Below are 19,069 nucleotides of genomic sequence, written 5' to 3'. Positions count from 1 at the left end.
GACTATATTTTTATCAATACACATTATTTATATACGAAACAATAATAAATGAAATAAAATATATAAAATTTTATATTGTTTTTCAAAAAATTACGAAATTAGTATTATATTTGCAATAAGTTACAACCTTTATAAAACCAACAGCATTATGTTAAAAAAACTATTACTTTTTATCGCATTTTGTTCAATAAACATGTTGAACTATGCACAAATCACAGAAGGAAGTACAAGAGGACCATCCTATGCCTACAGAACATCAGGCGAAAATGGCATTGTCAGCTTCCAAATGAACACTTTCACTCCAACAATGCTTTATTCTCAAACTGAAAGTGTTAGAACAGGTACATTTGTAGAAGGAAGTTATTATGTTTTAAGTTCTGACTACAAAGAACTTTTCGCTTATGACCTTTCTACAGGTAAAAAGGAAAAAGTCATGGATATTAATGATGAATTCTTTGATATGACTTATGACTACAGTACGCAGTCACTTCTCTTTATTAAATATATTTACCCTGGTTCTGCTTTGGTAAGACTTAACCTTACAACAGGTGAATATACAACACTATGCAATTTCGACTATAGCATGTTTGCCGTAGCTGCAGGACTTAATGGTGAAGTATATGTAGCCGATATGTGGGGAGAAATATATAAAGTCAACACACAAACAGGAGCCTTAACTAGTATTGTAAATACAGATCAATACGCCTCAAGTAATGTAATGCGCTCACTCGATTGCGATGTTGAAACAGGCAAGCTATATTTCATAAGCAACACATCATACGGAGGATGTACAATGTATGAGATTGATCCAAACAGCAAGACATTTACTTCTGTAGGTGAACAGCCTAATACTTATGTCGGACTATACACAGGATATACAAAAGCGACTCCATCAAGTCCATCCGCACCTAAATCACTAACAGTCACACCTGCATCTGGCGGCTCAAATAAATGTACTCTCACGTGGATATGCCCGTCTACAACATTTAATCGTCAAGCTTTAATCGGATTAACTCAAGCGACCATATACCGTGATGGTGAAGTTATAGGTATAACAGAAGATGTTGCTCCCGGCCAGCCAGCAACTTATATTGATGATACAGCAACAGCAGGTATGCATACATACAAAGTAACATTAAGTTGCCCTGTTGGCGGCGAAGGAATGTTTGCTATTGCATCACAATATGTCGGCAAAGACGTACCTGCTGCTCCGACTGATGTTGTTGCCACAGCAACAGATAAGAATACTATAAAAATTACATGGAAAGCTCCAGATAAAGGATTAAACGGAGGATTCTTCTCAACTGCAAATTTAACTTATAACGTAATAAGAAACGATGGAAAAGTTTTGACAAAAAATACAACCGAAACTAATGCCACAGATATTATTGACGGAGCCTATGCAGGCTATTCTTACACTGTAACAGCTATTAATGATTCAGGAGAAGGAGGAAGCACAACTTCTAATACTGTAGCAGCAGGAAATATACAATCGTTACCACTAGAAACTGGTTTCTATAACGATAATGAGTTTAATACTTGGACCATTTATGATGCTAATAACGATGGAAGTACATGGATGTTAGGCACAAAATGGGGCAAAGGCAACATAGGCGCTGAAATATACAAAGCAAGTACAAATGACGACTGGCTCATATCTCCACCTGTAAATATTCCAGCAGGAGTACCAACCCGTATACAGTTTGGTGTTTATTGTACATACTACTGCACTGAAAATCTGGAAGTTTATATTGCTCCGGCCGGTACTTCTGTATCAGAAGCCACATCACTGGGAACTATTGAAATAAAAGGTTCGGAGGGTGGATATTATGGTGATGTAATAAATAAGGTATTTGACATACCAGCTGTTGAAACATCTGGTAATTATAGCATCTATATACGTTATTCGGGTGGATACAGCACACAGGGTGTACACATTAATGATTTTGTATGGAAGGAAAACGATTCTGCCGCAATATCAGGTAAAGTTGAAAATTTCATGATGGGCCTTTCTGGTGCTACAGTACAAGTAGGTGAGACAACAACAAAAACTGATTTATATGGAAACTACACAATTGATGAAATTCCGGCAGGCGACTATGATGTATATGCATCTTATCAAGGTTATAAGACTGCTACTGAGCATGTTTCACTAAAAGCAGGAGACAATGTTACTGTCAACTTTATGCTCGAATTACTTGAATCACACACTGTAACAGGAAATGTTACTGATGAATCCGGAAAACCAATAAAAGGAGCTAAAGTATCGCTTACCGGTTATGAAAATGTTATCGGCGAGACAGATGCAGAAGGTAAATATGCTATTGAAGCAGACGAGGCTGAGAACTATGAACTGTCTGTAATAAAGAACAACTATAAATCACAAAGTCGCAGTATTAATCTTGACGAAAATAAATCTGACGAAAACTTCTCGCTAACCGTTGACGTTCTGCCTCCTTATTGTGTTACTGCAGCCGACAATAACGATGGAACAGTTGCTGTTAATTGGGACAAGCCACGCACTTTATCAGAGAAAAAATACGATGATGGTACACCAGTAAGCAGCTATGGATACGGAACGAACTTCTCTGGCTCTCAAATCATAGGAACAATATTCCCTGGAGAAACAACATTACGTGAACTTAAATGGTGGACTACAGGCGGTGAAGGATGTGAAGATAATATAACACTCATGCTAATTGACCTTGACTGGGGAGGGCAACCTACTGGCGAAGTATTGTATCAGGTAAATGTAATAACCAAGAACGGACAATGGAATACATTCCGTCTTCCGGAATCTTTATATGCTGAAAAGGGATTCCTTTTTGCTATTGCCGGAAAGAATAACGTTGCAACAGATAAAGGTACTGATGACGGAACAGTAGACCATCCAATGACACAGGTCTATACTACAACTTACGACATCGCAAGTTCTTATAATTACATTGACGACACAAGTGAGCCTTCACGCCACCTATTATTGCGTGCAGTATGCGAAAATGTTGAACCTGAAGACGCAACAATGCCTCATGTTACATACAATGTTTACCGTCTGCCCGTAGAGGCAAAGAATCAGCCAGAGTTATGGAAACCGGTTGCTAACGAAACCAATGAAATGACATTCAAAGACAGTAATATACCAAGCGGAAAATATTTTTATGCTGTAAAAGCTGTTTATGGTAAAGATATGCAATCTGTTGAAACATATTCTGACACAATAGAATATAACATGAAAGCAAATGTTACATTCAATGTTAATGCTAACTCAAAACAAGAACATGCAGAAGGAACGACAGTAAGGATATTCAACGAAAGCAATAGCTACACAGCAATTGTAAATGAAGGATCTGCCAAATTCAATAATGTAGAGAAGGGCTATTATTCTGTTACTATAAGCCAGAAAGGTTTTAATACAATTGAGAATGAAAAGTTGCAGATTACTGGCGACGATACCGATTTCAGCTATAACTATACGCTGACGCAGAGTCTTGACCAGCCGGCTAACTTGGACGTACTCATAAATGATGATTCGGCTACGCTGGTATGGAATATGCAGCAAAATATAGAAGACGGATTTGAAAGCGACGACTATACAGACTTTGAAGTAAATCCTGCAGGAAATACAGGCTGGACATATAAAGACAATGACGGTCTTAATACATGGGGATTCGGTAATACCACATTCCCTCATATGGGTGAACCAATGGCCGCAATAATATTTAATCCGGCCACTACTACCCCACCACTCGTAAATAAGGATACAGGTGAAGTATATGAAACATCACATTCAGGTGAACGTGCTCTCGGTTTCTTTGCGTCACGTACTGAAGACGGAGTTACGGTTGTTGAAAGTGACGACTATTTATTCTCTCCAGAATTGCATCCTTATCGCGACTTTAAGTTCTCGTTCTGGGCACGCACATACGATGAGTATGAAGGTTATCGCGAACGCATAAGAGTTGGATATTCTACAACAACGACAGATCTTAACAACATTACATGGCTCGACTCTGAACTACAATATGTTCCACTTGAATATACATATTATGAGTATGACATTCCAAAAAATGCTAAATACGTAGTACTTAACAGTTCTTCAATGATGAACTTCCTCTTGCTAGTCGATGATATATTTATTGGCGTTGATAATCAAGTAAAAGGTAACAACTATATGCCAGTAAACGTATTAGGATATGAGGTTTATCTAGATGGAGAAAAGGTTGCAGATACAAACGATACAGAATACACTTTCCGCGATTTGTCAAATGGCACTCATACAGCAAGCATTGTACAAAAGTTCGATACAGGAAATTCTGCACAGCTTACAATTTCATTCGATATTCTTACTACAGGAATTAAAACGATTGCAGACAACGTACTTGCAATCTACACTAATGGAGATGAGTTACATATCGATGGCGAATACACTAACGGAGTGGTTTACAATACATCTGGAGCTGCTGTTATGAATCTCTACGGTGCAGCAACAAACAGTCTGTCATCATTACCAAACGGCATATATATTGTTAAAGCGCAAAAGGCTGACGGCAAGATAATGACAGCTAAAATTACTAAATAGCGTTTATTCCTAAAAAGAATAAAATTCATATTTATAGATGCCGTGTCATTTCAATATGGGACGGCATCTTTTTCTTTAACGGAATTTTTATACACCTTAACAGCATACTTAGCCTAATATTTTGGCACACACTTTGCTTGTTAGAATTACAAATAAGTTATTAATTTAATCACGAAAAGCGATGGAAACTTTTAACGACGTAATATCCGGCAATGGTCTCGTCCTAGTAGACTTCTTTGCCACATGGTGTGGTCCATGCAAAATGATGCACCCTGTATTAGAACAAGTTAAGGCAACTCTCGGCGACAAGATACGTATCATTAAGGTTGACGTTGACAAACACAATGATACAGCCGGACGCTATGGCATACAATCTGTCCCCACTCTTATGCTCTTCAGAAATGGAGAAATTCTTTACAGACAAAGCGGCGCAATGTCTAAATCAGATCTGATGGCTCTTCTCGATCCGTTCTTGAATCAATAAACATCGCAGATACAATGCTGTAGTTGGCACAACTGATAAGAATAAGTCCAAACCGACAAAAGTCAATAATCGGTTTGGACTTATTTTATTATAATGTTATAAGGTCTTAGCTCTAAAATTTGATAATAAGTCCACAGACAATTGAGCTACCTCCACTAGCCGTCGGTCCATCTGTGTTATAAGCATTTAATATCTATACTTATTCTGTCCACACAAAGTTCTCCAGGCCTGCTCCTATTTCGAAATGCAGTTTGGCTATACCTAAATCCATTTTAGTATAACCTACCAATGAGAACTGACGCCTTGCACGTACCTTTGCAGGATTTATTCCGTCGGCACTAACATACTCAAAATAAAACTTCTGCTGATTCACTGCTGTAGGAGCGAGCAAGGCGGCCTCAACTCCACTCTTAAACCATTCAGGAGTTGCCCCGTCAGCATTGCTCACCTGCTCCATGCGCTTTATTTTGTGCGACACGCCGTTTGTCTCGCCGTAGCCTATCGAAATATAGGCTTTTATTGCTTCATTATCATCAAGCACATACGTTCCTGGCACTTTCTTATAGCTCAATCCTACCCAACAGGTATTCATCCCGGCCATCTGCGCCGCCAGCACCAGTTGTTCACCATAATAGCCGATACGCTCATCAAGGTCATCTGCCTTCTTTCCTGCCATAACGATATAGTTGTTAACGTTTCTGAACTTGCCATACTTTGCCAGCATACCCTGAAAAGCCTTATGCTCATTCTGTATCAGCTGCATATGCAGATGCCCCATAGCATTAAGTTCTTCTATCTTACCCTCAAGCAGTTTCACATCGTTGTCTGTCAGAGGCATGTTCTTATAAGCCCTCACGCTATGCCTTTGCTTTATCGCGTCGTCTATTGTCATCATCAGTCCTCCTTTGGCAGATTCTTCCAAAACTTTCTTAAATCATCTATTATGCTGTCGTAGTCATTTTGCGTAAACGTTCCTTCCCCCAGCAACAATATTGTGTAGTCAATACCTTCAAAACTCTTTGCCGTCTGGGTGTCGCGGAATCCGTTACGCTTATAAAACTCATATCTTCTGCAACGCTGCTCCTTGTTGTTGCAGTCTGTCTGCCATGGCGATTCTATATCTATAACCAGTCGTCTGTCTGCATATTTTGCCTTCAATGCAGTTAGAATATGCTGTCCGTATCCCCTGCCGCGCAGCTCTTCCCTTACGGCGAAATACCAGCCCCAGTTAAAGTCTTTGCGGTTAAGAACCATCGTCAAGCCAACAAACACGTCTTCGTCATAATATGCCATAAAGTCTATGGGCATAACTCCCAACAGCCCTTTTAGCTCATCATATGGTATACGCTCTTCCTTCGGAAACGCACTCTCATACAGACTTTTCAGTTGAACATTGTCTACATTCTCTGCGGTTATCTTTTCTGTCCTCATAATATCAATTATTAACATTTGTCAAGATAAGAAACACTTTGCTTCCTGCCGTTAGCATTTACAGCTATAAATTTTGTACCAGCATTTTTTCAGCCAGCGGCACATACCATTCCTTCACCTCATCTGCCGTAGGTGTATGTCCTCCCGGGAAATGATAAGCATGTTTATAATGCTCCATAAACAACGGTTCGAAATGCGCCAGAGTGTCATTCTCGCCGAACAGTCCCCATATCCGTTCCTTGTTTTCATCCTTGCAGCACTCAAACTGAACAGCTTCCATCTCGGAAAATTCACAAATAAGTTTCTCGTCAATTACCAGACGTTGCCTGCCGTTTTGGCGCGGCGACTTATATTCATGCTCACCTATTCTGGTTTTCAGAAACTCCGTCATCATAAAATACGGATTGCCCAGCAGTGCCGGTATGCCTTCTATGTTGGCAGCCATCTGTGCATAAAACGACCCGCAACTGTTGCCTACAAGCACGTCAGGTTTCTCACTGTCGCAGATGTCTTTAATCATCGCCATGGCCTCATCTGGATGTATCGGCAGGTCGGGCGTTATCACCTCAGCCTTTCCCTTTAGAGCCTCTCTAAGACTAAGTGCCGGCACACATTGGCCACTGGCAAAAAATCCGTGAAGGAATAATATCTTTTTATCCATATTCGTCATTGAAAAATTCAAACTATACATGCCACAAACAAATGAATGCCCAATGATTCTCTATACGAAAACCACACAAACCGGCACTATTCATTAAGCGGCAAATATTCTATACTTTACAAAAGTACAAAATTAAAGCCAAATACATCATCACAAAGCCACAATATCATATAAGTTTACACTGCTGCTACAGCTTTTACGCTCATTGCCTTACAGCCGACATGCATTTATACTATTTGCAGCCAAGCCTCACATTCTATAATCGTTGCCGGCTGTTTCTGACATATATTTCATATTTTACACAACATTTATCGCCGCAGCACATACTGATATAAGTAAATTTCCTTAACTTTGTCATTGGCATTATATGCCATGACATTTATTCGTCAAACTAAAAACATTTGCATTATGATTAAAATTTATGTAATGAACACATGCCCTGACTGCACCGACGTTAAAGAGCAAGTTAAGGGGAACGACAAATATGAAGTCGTCGACATCGGCGAACATGTAAGAAATCTTAAAGAGTTTCTAAGGCTGCGCGACAAAAATCCAGCCTTCGATGTCATGAAGCGTGTAGGCTCTGTAGGTATTCCATGTTTTGTTCTTGAAGACGGCACCGTTACATTCCGTGCGGATACAGCCGGCTTACAGCCGCCTGTAAAGGAAGAAGGACAATCATGCAGCATTGACGGAAGCGGATGTTAGAACGCTCTTTGTTCCCATTTTATGTTATTGTCTACGCAAATACGATACGTAGACAATAACATATGCAGTCATCATTCCCGACACCACCATTGTCATGAATTGACATATCCTTTTATCACATCCACAAATCTCTTGCCGTAGGTATTCAGTTTATATTCGCCTATGCCATATATGTTGCTGAAGGCATTCAGCGTTGTGGGTTTTTCTTTGGCAAGGGCGTGCAGTGTCTTGTCAGACATAACCACATACGCCGGCCAGTTGTTTTCTTCTGCAATATTCTGCCTCAGCTTACGCAGCACACTGAACAGGGCCGGGTCTTCCGTCTTATCGCCATTACTATACAGCATGGGCAATTCCTGCTGCGCCTGCTTGATTTTATTCTTCCGTCTGTCCTCTCTCCTAATCATCGCAAGCTCCACTTTTTTGTCGCCAAACAATGCCTCACGTCCCAGCATCGTTACCTTCAGATGCTTGTCTTCGGTATATGCTATCTCTATAAAGCCCATCTGCAGCATCTGCAACAGATAGTCGCGCCAGTCGCGTGCCGGCACGTCGTGCCCCACTCCAAAAGTCTTAAGCAGATCATATCTGTTTGCCGCCACGTCGGCAGACATCGTGCCGCGCAGAATATCTATCGTCGTAGTAAAGCCTATACGCTCTTTTGTGCGCATTATTGCCGACAGTGCTTTCTTCACTATCATCGTGCCGTCAAAATGCTGCGGAGGATTGTTGCATACATCACAGTTGCCGCAGTCGTGTTCGCTCACCTCACCAAAATAGTTTAGCATTATGCGCCTTCGGCACACCTGTGCTTCGGCATACTCCTGCATTCTGTTCAGTTTCTCGTTGTTAAGCTCGCTCTGTCCACTCTCGTCGGCAAAGCTGCGCAGGGTTACAAGGTCACCTATATTATAAAACAGCACCGTCTCCGTGGGCAGTCCGTCGCGTCCTCCGCGTCCTATTTCCTGATAAAAGCTCTCTATGCTCTTAGGCAGGTTATAGTGTATCACATACCTCACGTTGCTCTTGTCTATGCCCATGCCAAAAGCCACCGTTGCCACCACTACGTCTATCTTGTCTTTTATAAAGTCCTCTTGTATTCTGCTGCGCTCTTCCATCTCCAGTCCGGCATGATATGCTCCGGCTGCAACGCCCTCACGCTTCAGCTTCCCGGCAAGCCGCTCTGTCTCCTTACGCGACAGACAGTATATTATCCCACTCTCATAAGGATGCCTGTCTATTATGTCCAAGATGGTGTTCAGCTTCTCCTTTGCCGAGTATCCGCGCTTTACATCAAGACTAAGATTAGGGCGGTCGAACGAACTTACAAATATTTGTGGATCGCGTAGGTTCAGTTTGTCTATTATGTCTGCCTTTGTCGTTTTGTCGGCAGTAGCAGTCAATGCTATTATAGGTACATCGGCAAAGCGTTCATGCAACACGCCAAGATGCACATATTCAGGCCTGAAGTCGTGTCCCCATTGTGATATGCAGTGAGCTTCGTCTATTGCGAACAGCGACACCTTCATCATCTGTCCTATCCATACTATTTCTGTCATAAAGCGTTCAGGCGAAATATACAGCAGTTTTATCTTTCCCTGTCTGCATTGTTCGCGTATCACTCTGTCTGTTGCCTCATCGTTACCGCTGTTCAGTGTTGCAGCCATTATTCCGTTTGCACGCAGTGCCTCCACCTGGTCTTTCATCAGTGATATCAGAGGCGATATAACCACAGCCGTACCTTCGAGCATCAGCGCCGGCAATTGGAAGCATATCGACTTTCCGCCGCCTGTAGGCATAAGCACTAAAGAATCATTCTTTTGTATCACATTCTTTATTATCTCTTCCTGCATCAGCCTGAAACTGTCATATCCGAAATATGATTTCAATATCTGTTTTAATGCTTCCATCTATTTTTCCTACTTCTTTTATCTAAAGCACATTAAAGGTAATACTATAATTTTATAGATTTCAAAATAAAACCACTTTAAATTGCCTAATACATAAATATAGTGCCGTACCTACAAAAGTACAAAGATACGAAAAAACTATACAACAAAATGAAAATTTTTTATTACTTTTAGGGCTTAGAGAATCACACGTATTATTTAATCTTTATATTTTATCAATACATATACACAGATTGAAACTGAATTATATTAATTTTTCCACTTATTGATACGTTGTCTATCATAATATAACATAAACAGGCAATAAAATTAAAATTTGTAGAATACAACTGAGAAAAAATAATATATAATATTGCTTATATATTAAAAAACATTATTTTTGTAAAAATAAAAGGATATATATACAAATTTTAAAATTCTGCATATGAAAAAGCTACCAAAACCTATCTTAACCTTATTATCAGCAACGATTTTTCTTTTCAGCGGATGTAATACCTATAGTTTGATTAAAGATGCTACTGACAGAGAAGAAGGACGTATCATAATGAATGACGGAACTGAATATGTCGGCAGAGTTAAAATGCCACATTCTCCAACTAAGAAAATCAGAATCAAGACAACTGAAGGACAAAAGGTAAAATTGAAAAGCACTGATGTATATATTATGGGAGTATGGAAGAAAACCAACCCGGACAATGTTACATACCTTGTATGCCATCCATATTATACAGGTTTATATTTCTCAACAAAGAAAAGAAAAAAAGTTGACCCTTCATGGATGTGCCTTGAGGCAAAAGGTCGATACGTTGAATTTTATATTCTTGGTTACAAATACAGCATAAACTCTAAAGGTGTATTTAAGATAGCTGTTGGAGGCGGTGGCCTAATTCAATATCTGGCACGTAAAAAAGATGATGATACAGCTATAGTTATTGGAACATATAAAGGAAATAAAGACTTATTGCGTAAAGAATTGGTTGAATATCTGTCTGATGATCCAGAACTATGTAGCCGCATAACTGACATGGAGATTGAGCCTGACGATTTTTCTGAAATTGCAGATAAATATCGTCCTCAGAATGAGAAAGATGATGTGGAATTGCCTAATACTAAATTTTAATTCAGTAATAAAATTATATCGTCATATTATTTATAATGCAGAAGGAACCATATAAATGATTATTGAAACTAACTGCAATCCTCTAAAATATTTAATTACGTATGAAATCTCAAAAATAGATATGTTCTTATGGATTATCTGCTTTTAAGGTTTCATACTTATAAAATTGCAATACCATTAAAAACAGTATTCCTATTTTTATTATTACTTTTGAAGTACTTACAGCAAATTTTTCTGAGAAGAATACATTAATAAGTAGCTCCAAAAGCTTTAGCTTTAAACGTATATATTATACTTTTATTTTAATAATCCTCCTTTTCATTTCTCAAGTCACTTAATATTTTGCCATTATAGCTAAAATATTTCGGACCTTGATATGCACCGGATGAGTTTTGTTTTTCTTCTGGCAAAAAGTTTGCAGTAAAAGCTGATAAACTGTACAACCGTCCTTCATACTCAATCTTATCATCGCTGGCTATTCTTACAGGAAGTTGAAGAGCATCAAAAATTATAGTGTCGCCTACATTAAGGCCAATCATATGAAACTTAAATGGTGGCTTTGGTGCCTTACGTTGTTTTTCTTTCGACTCAGCCTCAATCTTCTTATCCTCATCCTTACTCTTACTAATCACTGGCTTGCCGTCAACGTACACATACAATTCAGCATCATCAAGCAAATCAGCAATATCACGCATAATATCTAAAGCAACAGACGGTGCAATATTAAAGAATTCACGATTCTGTCTTATCCTTAAATCTGTCAAGCGGTCAATTTGTTTATGTATCTGTTTCTCAACTTTAGCATATTTACTAGTCTTGAGAGTTGCATAAATTTCAAAAGGTAAAGGCACAGCAGTATTGTCAAGCTCTTTACTCCGAACATCTACAGGACGTGAACTTTTACCAATCTTTACCCAATCTTCTCTAAAACTTGGATTGGTTAATATATAAACAAAACCAGAATCATTTTTCTCCATAATCATTACACATTAATGGCCTTTATCAGGCTTGTACCAATATTGTTCTATTAAAATCAAACAACATATAATCAGTTTTTATATAACTAAAAACAGAATATACCAAAACATTCATAATGTCCTTATTTCAAAATACAAAAATACAAAAATTTATCGAGATAAAATTCAAAACACAATATTATTATTCCAAGGAATAATCGAACAAAGAAAACTAATTCATTATACAAACTAATCCAGCATATCAAATCATCCACCCTCCTCAATCATTTTAAGGCACAAAAAATTGAAACAAGAACATATACTTTTCGTTAACAAACAAGAGAAATGAAGATCAATTTAGCACAGACCGTAAGCAAAACAATACGCATAGGTTTCAAATCATTAGCCTATTGTTTTTGAGTCGTAACTCGGCCACTTTTGATGCAAAAGTGACTGAGTTTTTAGGCACAAACAAATGAGTTTTAATGGCAAAACTGATGCGTCGGGATATGGCGCAAACAGCTAAACAAAAATGGACTAAAAATGCAGGCAACAAAAACCGGCCTATACAGTCAAAAGGAGAAAAGGAAGAGTTAATAAATCATAAAAATAATGACGGCATATAAGTTACGCCGCAACATAACAGCAAGCGACGTAACTATCAGATAATCAATGCCTATTTAAAACAAAGTAAAAAATAAGGCTTTAAGCTCTTTGAAAACGCCTGAAATGCCTTTACGCCGAACAGCATCGGACAACGACACGACAAAAGAGGATTTGGCAATATGAACAAAACAGACTATATTTGCTGCGTATTTAACCCATATTATATGAAAGATTTTACTGAAGAATTGATTCTCTTTATCAGAAGACACAAAATCCTGGCATTAGTTGTCTATACGGCTGCAGTAATGACGGTGTTGACTATGACGTTTAGCGAAAGCAATGACGAAAGATGGTTGAACCTTAATCTTTTAGACATCATAAATCGGATGTCAGATTAATAAACGACCTAACAAAAAAACAGAACACGGAACAGTTTTTATTGGTTCCGTGTTCTGCTGCTATATGTTTAATCCTAAACCGGCCATCCGTCCGCATACTTGGTTTACAATATTATCACTGCGCTTTATTTAACAAGCACTTTATATGAATTATTGTTGATGCGAACAATAAACAGACCCGGCTCAGAGCTTATGTCAGATGCCTTGCCGCTATAAACCATCTGTCCGCCAACGGTGTATACCTGCATCATCTCTCCGTCTGCACCCTCAACAACAATTCTGTTGTCAGCAGCATAGACATTGATATTGTCATTAAACGCAGGGCTTGCAATTCCGGTGCCGATAGACTCCATGAAGCTCAAAATCGGGAAACCGTTGTTTATGTTCTTTGTATCAGCAGCCCATATCTTATCTTCGCTGCCGCTACCGTTGTTGAGCGTAGTAACAAAATCTTCAGCCTTCATCTGCTCAGAAGTCATGACAGGAGCATTTGTTATTTCGAAGGCACCAAAAATATCGGTAACTTCACCGCATGAAGAACCGGCAAACACATCAGAGCTGAAATACATGTCGTGCATCTTAAGCGTGTTAAAATTCTGGAACATGGCAAGACCAATGATACCGCCTAAAGTAGAGTTGCCATCTATTGCACCGACATTATAGCAGTTGTATAATTCACAGTTGTCTCCACGGCCTAAGGCATCACCAATGATACCGCCGAGACGCTCCGGACCACTCACTTTACCGGTATTAATACAGTTGCGTATAACGCCACCCTCAAGCAGTCCGATAACGCCGCCTGCACCATTTGTCATAGCTTTAACATCACCGAAGTTTGCACATTCTTCAATCAGGCTGTAGCATGTACCGGCAACACCTCCTGCTGACATACCGTTTCCGCCTTCGCTTCCGGCTGTAATATCTCCATAATTAACGCACTGTCTGATGACGCCTTCTCTGTAATTAGAACCAACGATACCGCCGGCATAATAGTAAACACATGATATGTCAACCTTGTTGACACAATTCTCAATGATACCGCTGTTTGAGCCTACAAACGGACCAACAACCATATCGCCCGTAATCGAACCGCTCTCAATTGTCAGGTTTCTCAACTCAAAGCCCGGATCAGTGCATCCAAACATACCCATTGACTTATAGTCAGTCAAACCAGGAATGGTCAGATTAGTAATTTTATGGCCGTCGCCGTCTACTTTTCCGCTGAAAGCAACTCTTACATTTTCCTCACCAACAGAACAGTTGTATCCGATAGGGAACCAGTCGTGACCTGCCAAATCAATATCAGCAACCAGTTTGAAATATGTATTTTCGTATACAGAAGTACCGTCGTAAACATCTTTAGCCAGTTTAGCAAGCTGCTCCGGAGTTTTTATCAGATAAGGCGATTCAGCCGTACCCTCGCCACCTTCAAAACTTGAAGCAGCGAAATCTGTCCATTGTGTCCCGTCGGCAACAGCAGATACATGATTGACACTTTTGTCGAACGAATAAGACGCTGAAGCTGTCAGACTCTGCATAGACAGTCCTAAGCAAAATAAAAGTAAAGTTTTTTTCATAGTTAAATTATTTTATAAGAATTTATATGATTATATTTGTCAAATATAGACAAAATAAAACAAACCGCAATGAATTATTACAATTAAATATCATTTCGCTTTATAAATTAAGCCATATAGACATATATTTCAATTTATTAATATTAAAACTTTTCACTTTCAGATATCAGCTGAAAGGGTTAATGTAAAGATATTTTCTGTCTACCTAAACGGAAGATGAGATACAAAAATTAGAACACTATATAGGATTAAGAGAAACTATTTCGCAAGATTTACCCTCAATCGGTTATCAGACCGCATATAACTTTATCAATTTTATGCATTGATGCTTTCAGCCCGCCTTTTGTTTCTATTGGCGTCTTTTTGTTCGCTTTTTCTTGACATGGCCCGCTATGCCTGCAAAAATCCAACAAAAAGCCGCTCAATATAAAGCAAAAATACAGACCGAATCATAATAACAGATTTGGGTTTAAAAGGAATTCAAGAAAATAACGTTGACTTTTTATACTTTGCCCATGAACCTGTTATGACAATAATAATAAGGTCTAAAACAAAAGAATAAAGTAACAGAAAAACCGATACACCGAAACAAGACTACAGAAACAGCAACAGGTCATTATAATCAAACAAGAAAAAAGTATAAAATATGAAAATATGACGACAAATGAGCGTAAATTTAATAATTTTGCAAGTTGAACGGCTGAAGCCGGAATCAACAACATATTAACAGAACAGAATATGAACACTCCATCGTTACAGCAAATTATAGACATAGTTAAGGAGGCTGCGGGACTGATGCAGACCGATGCCTTCGAAATATCAGAAAAAGAAGGATTTGCCAACATCGTGACATCATCAGATGTGGCTGTGCAGGACTTCCTGTGCGGCAGACTGAAAGAACTGATGCCTGACAGCGGATTTCTGTGTGAAGAAGAAGACATGTGGGACACATCGCACGAATACACATGGATAATAGACCCAATTGACGGCACGGCAAACTATAGCCGCGGCATAGCGCAATGCGCAATATGCGTAGGCCTGAAGCACAATGAAGACATGGCTATGGGCGTGGTGTATATACCGATGACAGGAGAAATGTTTTATGCCGAGCAAGGCAAAGGGGCTTTTCTGAACGGACGACAGATACACGTGTCAGACCGTCCGTTTGAGAACTCGCTGCTATGCACAGCCCTGCCCGTCTACCACAAAGAGTATGCACAGATGTGCTCTGACATTATAGTTGAAGCCTTTGGCCGCTGCAACGACATAAGGCGCTTCGGCGCTTGCGCCCCGGAACTGTGCTATCTGGCAATGGGCCGCTGCGAACTCTACTTTGAATATCTGCTCAGCCCATGGGACTATGCTGCAGCCTCACTAATTGTGACTGAAGCCGGAGGCACAATAACAGCCACAGACGGATCGCCTGTAAAACTGACGCAAAAGGGCGGTGTCATAGCAGCCAACAACGCAGCCAACCATAAACAGATGGCAGACATCGTGGCAGAAAAGACCAGAAGCACAAACTGACAGGCACGCACGCGAAGGCATAAAGACCTGAGCGGCACGGACAAGACGCGGCTATAAAGAGACAGCCGCGTCGAAATCGCTGTTGACCCGGCGCATCCATTCAGGAAGCATAGCCAAAGCCTCATCCTGCAAGTTGTCAGGCATAGACCTGTAGAAGGCATAAGCCATAGGCCCGGCAATGGCTGCAAGAGTGTCGGCATCGCCGCCGAGAGAAATGGCAAGCTTGATGCAGTCGACATAATCTTTCGACTCAAGAAAACAAATAAGAGCTGCCGGCACCGTGCCCTGACAGGTGGTGTCGTTTACGTAGTCATCATGGATATCGGCATAACCTTTTAATGCCCAGTCAGGATAGAAATGTTCGAGAACATAAGACCTGACATACGCCTTGTCGCGTCCCGACTTGAGATGATACACAGCCAGTGCCGTTGCCATAGCCCCCTTTATACCTTCAGGATGATTGTGAGTGGGCATAGCCGTAAGACGTGCCATATCTACACACTCTTCTTCTGTTCCGGCAAGCCATCCGGCAGCACTGCATCTCATAGCGCTGCCGTTGCCATAGCTGCCATAAGGATTATGGACAGATGAAGCCATCCAAAGCCTGAACCTGTAGCCGTAGCCAGCATGCGGATGCCCGTTGGTACGCTTCCACAGATTATCGGCCATGTCGAGATTGTTCAACAAGGCTTCGGCACAAGCAAAAGTACATACTGTGTCGTCGGTAAAACGGGCGTGAGAAGAAAACATCTCAACGGCATCATAGTTCTTTGTACTATTATATCTGCTCTCATAAGCACTGCCGGCAATGTCGCCAATGGCTGCACTCAACAATAAATTCTTCATATCGAAACAACTATTATCTGATAATAACAAGCAAAACTCTGCCGACAGCTAAAACTCCGGAAATATGCCGTTACGCCTGAGTTCCTCATACTTTTCAGCGTCAAAGCGATAGACTGAACTTTTATGACCTGATGCAGGCGCAACCTTAACAAGAAGGCCTGTACGCAACATTCTGCCACCAAAGCTCCGATGATCAAAGCTAACACAAAATACTGCTTCATAAAGGGTGCGCAACTCCTTCATGGTAAACTCTTTTGGCAGAAGGCCGAAGGCTACGGGATGAAAATGGATGCGCTCACGCAAACGTGTAAGGGCATCTTTCAATATACGTGCATGATCGAAGGCCAAAGGCGGCACCTCGTTGAGCGAAAACCACCGCGCCCTTGAAGCATCGTCGCCGGGACGCACCTCACTTGTGCGTACAAGAGCATAATGTGCTATTGTTATTACACGCTCACGCGGATCGCGGTCAGGGGCACTATATGTATGAAACTGCTCCATATAAGCCCCGGTCAGTCCTGTTTCTTCTTCAAGTTCGCGCATAGCACCCTCGGCTGCCGACTCATCCATATTGAGAAATCCGCCGGGAAATGCCCAACAGCCTTTAAACGGCTCAGCACCACGCTCGATAAGCAACACCTGGAGACTGGAGCCATCGAATCCGAAAATGACACAGTCAACCGTAACTGACGGGTGAGGATGCTTATATGTATAAACCTTATTTTCCATATTGTCTTTGTGCATTGATTCTGTTGCAAATATAGTGAAAGGCGAGAGCAATGCAAAACAAAAAAACATTTTTTTGAATCTGCAATGCCGAGCCGAATCCTATATATACCAGGCACGAAATGTCCAGTCTGCCCAAAACATGAGCAGCAGATAAATGTTTGCAATATAAAAGGCACAGAATAATCAAAAAAAACAGCTACCTTTACAGCCGGAAAAAATTATATAAACAAAGAAAAACAGAATGGGAAAGAAAGAATATATCAAGGCTAACCGCGAATGGCTTGAGGCAAAAGCCGGCGAAGAAGGCGTAATGGCTCTGCCGAAAGGCGTTTATTACAAAGTGCTTTCGGCTGGAAACAACAACGGCGTACACCCTACTCCACGAAGCATTGTAACGGCACACTATACAGGACGCACCATTGACGGCAAAACATTCGACTCAAGTGTTGGCGGAACTCCTGTGGCTTTCAGACTGAGTGACCTCATTGAAGGATGGATTATTGCCATGCAATACATGTGCGTAGGCGACAAATGGGAAATTTATATACCGGCAGAACTGGGTTACGGAAAATTCTCACAACCGGGAATACCGGGCGGCTCAACATTGATATTTGAGATAGAACTGCTCGGAATTGCATAAAGTCAACGCAAAGATAAAGACAGACTGCAGGGCCATCAACGGGCAGAAGCAAGTCTGCAATAAAGAGACAAAAGCTCGTGATTGGCCTTGCCGTCAATACTAATACTGCGCTGTTCGTCAAAAAGGTCGAGCGAAGGAGTACATTCTCCACATACATCTATACCTATGGCGTTCTCGTTTCGAAGTATTATTGAAAGCAAACTCTCAAGTGATACAAGCGACAAAGAGCCCTGATCCCAGTTGGTAACGGCAGAGTCAGTATTAAGCACATCCTTGTCTACTGAAATATACACAGGCTCGTCGACATGTTCAGCTGAGAACTTTCTCCATGCCTCAGCATGCTCCAAAGAAGACTCACCATAAAACTTTACCCGGTCGCGATACTCATCAGGAACAGCCCGGATAAGTCTGTCGGCTGCCCCAACAATAAGCACCTTGCGCAAGAACTTATTAGTGTCGAGCATGGTCTTAACCCAAGAGCCACACGAAAGCATCTCATCGAATAAAGACGGCTGCATGTCGGGATGATGGTCGAATACTACCATTGAGAACGGTTCAATTATTTTATCAGTCCAAAACTTGCTGACGTAATGATAATTGCCAGAATCGATAAAATGCAGTCCGTGTGGACTGTAAGGCTTCATCCTACGTCTGAGCGCATCGGCTGCTTCAGCATCACAGTAACAGTCGGTGCCATTAAGGTCGGTACAGTCAATCCAGCGGAAATGACTATTTGACAGAAAACGCTCCTGCTCATATACATGAGTGAAGTTCATCACCACAATTTCAGGTTTCATCTTACAGTTAGTTTTTTATGTTTATTTGCTGTATTGCGCCTGCAAAGCCACAAGCTACTCGACCGCAACACTTCCGGCATTAATCCTAAAAACTGCCGCA

At 40.6% G+C, this 19,069-nt stretch carries 16 protein-coding genes; 7 read left to right on the top strand and 9 right to left on the bottom strand.

The genetic code is table 11. From position 1 onward, the window contains the following. The first annotated feature begins 148 nt into the window (after positions 1-148). On the top strand, positions 149-4,579 hold the full coding sequence (locus ACU52_RS03395) for a carboxypeptidase regulatory-like domain-containing protein (RefSeq protein WP_082335144.1): 4,431 nt from the start codon (positions 149-151) through the stop codon (positions 4,577-4,579). A gap of 181 nt (positions 4,580-4,760) precedes the next feature. Then, positions 4,761-5,063, top strand: a complete 303-nt coding sequence (gene trxA / locus ACU52_RS03390; RefSeq protein WP_021855594.1) for a thioredoxin — start codon at positions 4,761-4,763, stop codon at positions 5,061-5,063. A gap of 199 nt (positions 5,064-5,262) precedes the next feature. Here trxA and ACU52_RS03385 read toward each other — a convergent pair whose 3' ends face one another. The 3 genes from ACU52_RS03385 to ACU52_RS03375 all read right to left on the bottom strand — a co-directional run bounded on the left by ACU52_RS03385 (position 5,263) and on the right by ACU52_RS03375 (position 7,155). Then, the gene (locus ACU52_RS03385; RefSeq protein ID WP_239684859.1) at positions 5,263-5,985 is read right to left on the bottom strand and encodes a nitroreductase family protein; all 723 of its coding nucleotides are present in this window, start codon (positions 5,983-5,985) and stop codon (positions 5,263-5,265) included. Next, entirely contained in the window at positions 5,958-6,494 is a 537-nt protein-coding gene (locus tag ACU52_RS03380) for a GNAT family N-acetyltransferase (protein WP_053397757.1), read from the bottom strand. Before ACU52_RS03380 ends, ACU52_RS03385 begins: the two co-directional genes overlap by 28 nt. A gap of 64 nt (positions 6,495-6,558) precedes the next feature. Next, positions 6,559-7,155 carry a YqiA/YcfP family alpha/beta fold hydrolase gene (locus tag ACU52_RS03375; RefSeq protein ID WP_053397756.1) on the bottom strand — a complete coding sequence of 199 codons (597 nt, stop codon included), beginning with the start codon at positions 7,153-7,155 and terminating at the stop codon, positions 6,559-6,561. A gap of 408 nt (positions 7,156-7,563) precedes the next feature. Here ACU52_RS03375 and ACU52_RS03370 point away from each other — a divergent pair, with 408 nt between their 5' ends. Next, positions 7,564-7,863 (top strand): glutaredoxin domain-containing protein, encoded by a 300-nt coding sequence (locus ACU52_RS03370; protein WP_053397755.1) that lies wholly within the window; start codon positions 7,564-7,566, stop codon positions 7,861-7,863. Between the two features lie 92 nt (positions 7,864-7,955). Here ACU52_RS03370 and recQ read toward each other — a convergent pair whose 3' ends face one another. After that, complete coding sequence (gene recQ / locus ACU52_RS03365) at positions 7,956-9,773, bottom strand: DNA helicase RecQ (protein WP_053397754.1); 1,818 nt, start codon at positions 9,771-9,773, stop codon at positions 7,956-7,958. Positions 9,774-10,197: 424 nt separating this feature from the next. Here recQ and ACU52_RS03360 point away from each other — a divergent pair, with 424 nt between their 5' ends. Next, positions 10,198-10,893, top strand: coding sequence for a hypothetical protein (locus ACU52_RS03360; protein WP_053397753.1), 696 nt, complete (start codon positions 10,198-10,200; stop codon positions 10,891-10,893). 302 nt (positions 10,894-11,195) lie between these two features. Here the strand turns inward: ACU52_RS03360 and ACU52_RS03355 are convergent, their stop codons facing one another. After that, on the bottom strand, positions 11,196-11,870 hold the full coding sequence (locus ACU52_RS03355) for a GIY-YIG nuclease family protein (RefSeq protein WP_053397772.1): 675 nt from the start codon (positions 11,868-11,870) through the stop codon (positions 11,196-11,198). Positions 11,871-12,334: 464 nt separating this feature from the next. Between ACU52_RS03355 and ACU52_RS14960 the strand changes: the two genes are divergently transcribed. Next, the gene (locus ACU52_RS14960; protein ID WP_156316878.1) at positions 12,335-12,475 is read left to right on the top strand and encodes a hypothetical protein; all 141 of its coding nucleotides are present in this window, start codon (positions 12,335-12,337) and stop codon (positions 12,473-12,475) included. Positions 12,476-12,978: 503 nt separating this feature from the next. On the opposite strand, the gene ACU52_RS03350 is transcribed toward ACU52_RS14960, so the two are convergent. Beyond that, the gene (locus ACU52_RS03350) at positions 12,979-14,430 is read right to left on the bottom strand and encodes a hypothetical protein (RefSeq protein ID WP_147630751.1); all 1,452 of its coding nucleotides are present in this window, start codon (positions 14,428-14,430) and stop codon (positions 12,979-12,981) included. Between the two features lie 738 nt (positions 14,431-15,168). On the opposite strand from ACU52_RS03350, the gene ACU52_RS03345 reads away from it, so the two are divergent. Then, the gene (locus tag ACU52_RS03345; RefSeq protein WP_053397751.1) at positions 15,169-15,957 is read left to right on the top strand and encodes an inositol monophosphatase family protein; all 789 of its coding nucleotides are present in this window, start codon (positions 15,169-15,171) and stop codon (positions 15,955-15,957) included. Positions 15,958-16,008: 51 nt separating this feature from the next. Here the strand turns inward: ACU52_RS03345 and ACU52_RS03340 are convergent, their stop codons facing one another. Together ACU52_RS03340 and ACU52_RS03335 are read right to left on the bottom strand one after the other, a co-directional pair. Then, entirely contained in the window at positions 16,009-16,803 is a 795-nt protein-coding gene (locus tag ACU52_RS03340) for an ADP-ribosylglycohydrolase family protein (RefSeq protein WP_053397750.1), read from the bottom strand. Between the two features lie 48 nt (positions 16,804-16,851). Beyond that, positions 16,852-17,532 carry an NUDIX hydrolase gene (locus ACU52_RS03335; protein ID WP_053397771.1) on the bottom strand — a complete coding sequence of 227 codons (681 nt, stop codon included), beginning with the start codon at positions 17,530-17,532 and terminating at the stop codon, positions 16,852-16,854. Between the two features lie 241 nt (positions 17,533-17,773). Here ACU52_RS03335 and ACU52_RS03330 point away from each other — a divergent pair, with 241 nt between their 5' ends. Next, the gene (locus ACU52_RS03330; protein ID WP_053397749.1) at positions 17,774-18,172 is read left to right on the top strand and encodes a BamJ family beta-barrel-assembly machinery protein; all 399 of its coding nucleotides are present in this window, start codon (positions 17,774-17,776) and stop codon (positions 18,170-18,172) included. 35 nt (positions 18,173-18,207) lie between these two features. On the opposite strand, the gene ACU52_RS03325 is transcribed toward ACU52_RS03330, so the two are convergent. Next, positions 18,208-18,969 carry an arginase family protein gene (locus ACU52_RS03325; protein ID WP_053397748.1) on the bottom strand — a complete coding sequence of 254 codons (762 nt, stop codon included), beginning with the start codon at positions 18,967-18,969 and terminating at the stop codon, positions 18,208-18,210. Between the last annotated feature and the right edge of the window lie 100 nt (positions 18,970-19,069).

This window comes from Xylanibacter rarus, from assembly GCF_001275135.1.
Classification (GTDB): Bacteria; Bacteroidota; Bacteroidia; order Bacteroidales; family Bacteroidaceae; genus Prevotella; species Prevotella rara.
This window is presented reverse-complemented; position numbering and strand designations above follow the sequence as displayed.

Coding starts and splice junctions, on each gene's coding strand:
- ACU52_RS03395 (WP_082335144.1), top strand. CDS start 149: ATGTTAAAAAAACTATTACTTTTTATCGCATTTTGTTCAATAAACATG.
- trxA (WP_021855594.1), top strand. CDS start 4,761: ATGGAAACTTTTAACGACGTAATATCCGGCAATGGTCTCGTCCTAGTA.
- ACU52_RS03380 (WP_053397757.1), bottom strand. CDS start 6,494: ATGAGGACAGAAAAGATAACCGCAGAGAATGTAGACAATGTTCAACTG.
- ACU52_RS03375 (WP_053397756.1), bottom strand. CDS start 7,155: ATGGATAAAAAGATATTATTCCTTCACGGATTTTTTGCCAGTGGCCAA.
- ACU52_RS03370 (WP_053397755.1), top strand. CDS start 7,564: ATGATTAAAATTTATGTAATGAACACATGCCCTGACTGCACCGACGTT.
- recQ (WP_053397754.1), bottom strand. CDS start 9,773: ATGGAAGCATTAAAACAGATATTGAAATCATATTTCGGATATGACAGT.
- ACU52_RS03360 (WP_053397753.1), top strand. CDS start 10,198: ATGAAAAAGCTACCAAAACCTATCTTAACCTTATTATCAGCAACGATT.
- ACU52_RS03355 (WP_053397772.1), bottom strand. CDS start 11,870: ATGGAGAAAAATGATTCTGGTTTTGTTTATATATTAACCAATCCAAGT.
- ACU52_RS14960 (WP_156316878.1), top strand. CDS start 12,335: ATGGCAAAACTGATGCGTCGGGATATGGCGCAAACAGCTAAACAAAAA.
- ACU52_RS03350 (WP_147630751.1), bottom strand. CDS start 14,430: ATGAAAAAAACTTTACTTTTATTTTGCTTAGGACTGTCTATGCAGAGT.
- ACU52_RS03345 (WP_053397751.1), top strand. CDS start 15,169: ATGAACACTCCATCGTTACAGCAAATTATAGACATAGTTAAGGAGGCT.
- ACU52_RS03340 (WP_053397750.1), bottom strand. CDS start 16,803: ATGAAGAATTTATTGTTGAGTGCAGCCATTGGCGACATTGCCGGCAGT.
- ACU52_RS03335 (WP_053397771.1), bottom strand. CDS start 17,532: ATGGAAAATAAGGTTTATACATATAAGCATCCTCACCCGTCAGTTACG.
- ACU52_RS03330 (WP_053397749.1), top strand. CDS start 17,774: ATGGGAAAGAAAGAATATATCAAGGCTAACCGCGAATGGCTTGAGGCA.
- ACU52_RS03325 (WP_053397748.1), bottom strand. CDS start 18,969: ATGAAACCTGAAATTGTGGTGATGAACTTCACTCATGTATATGAGCAG.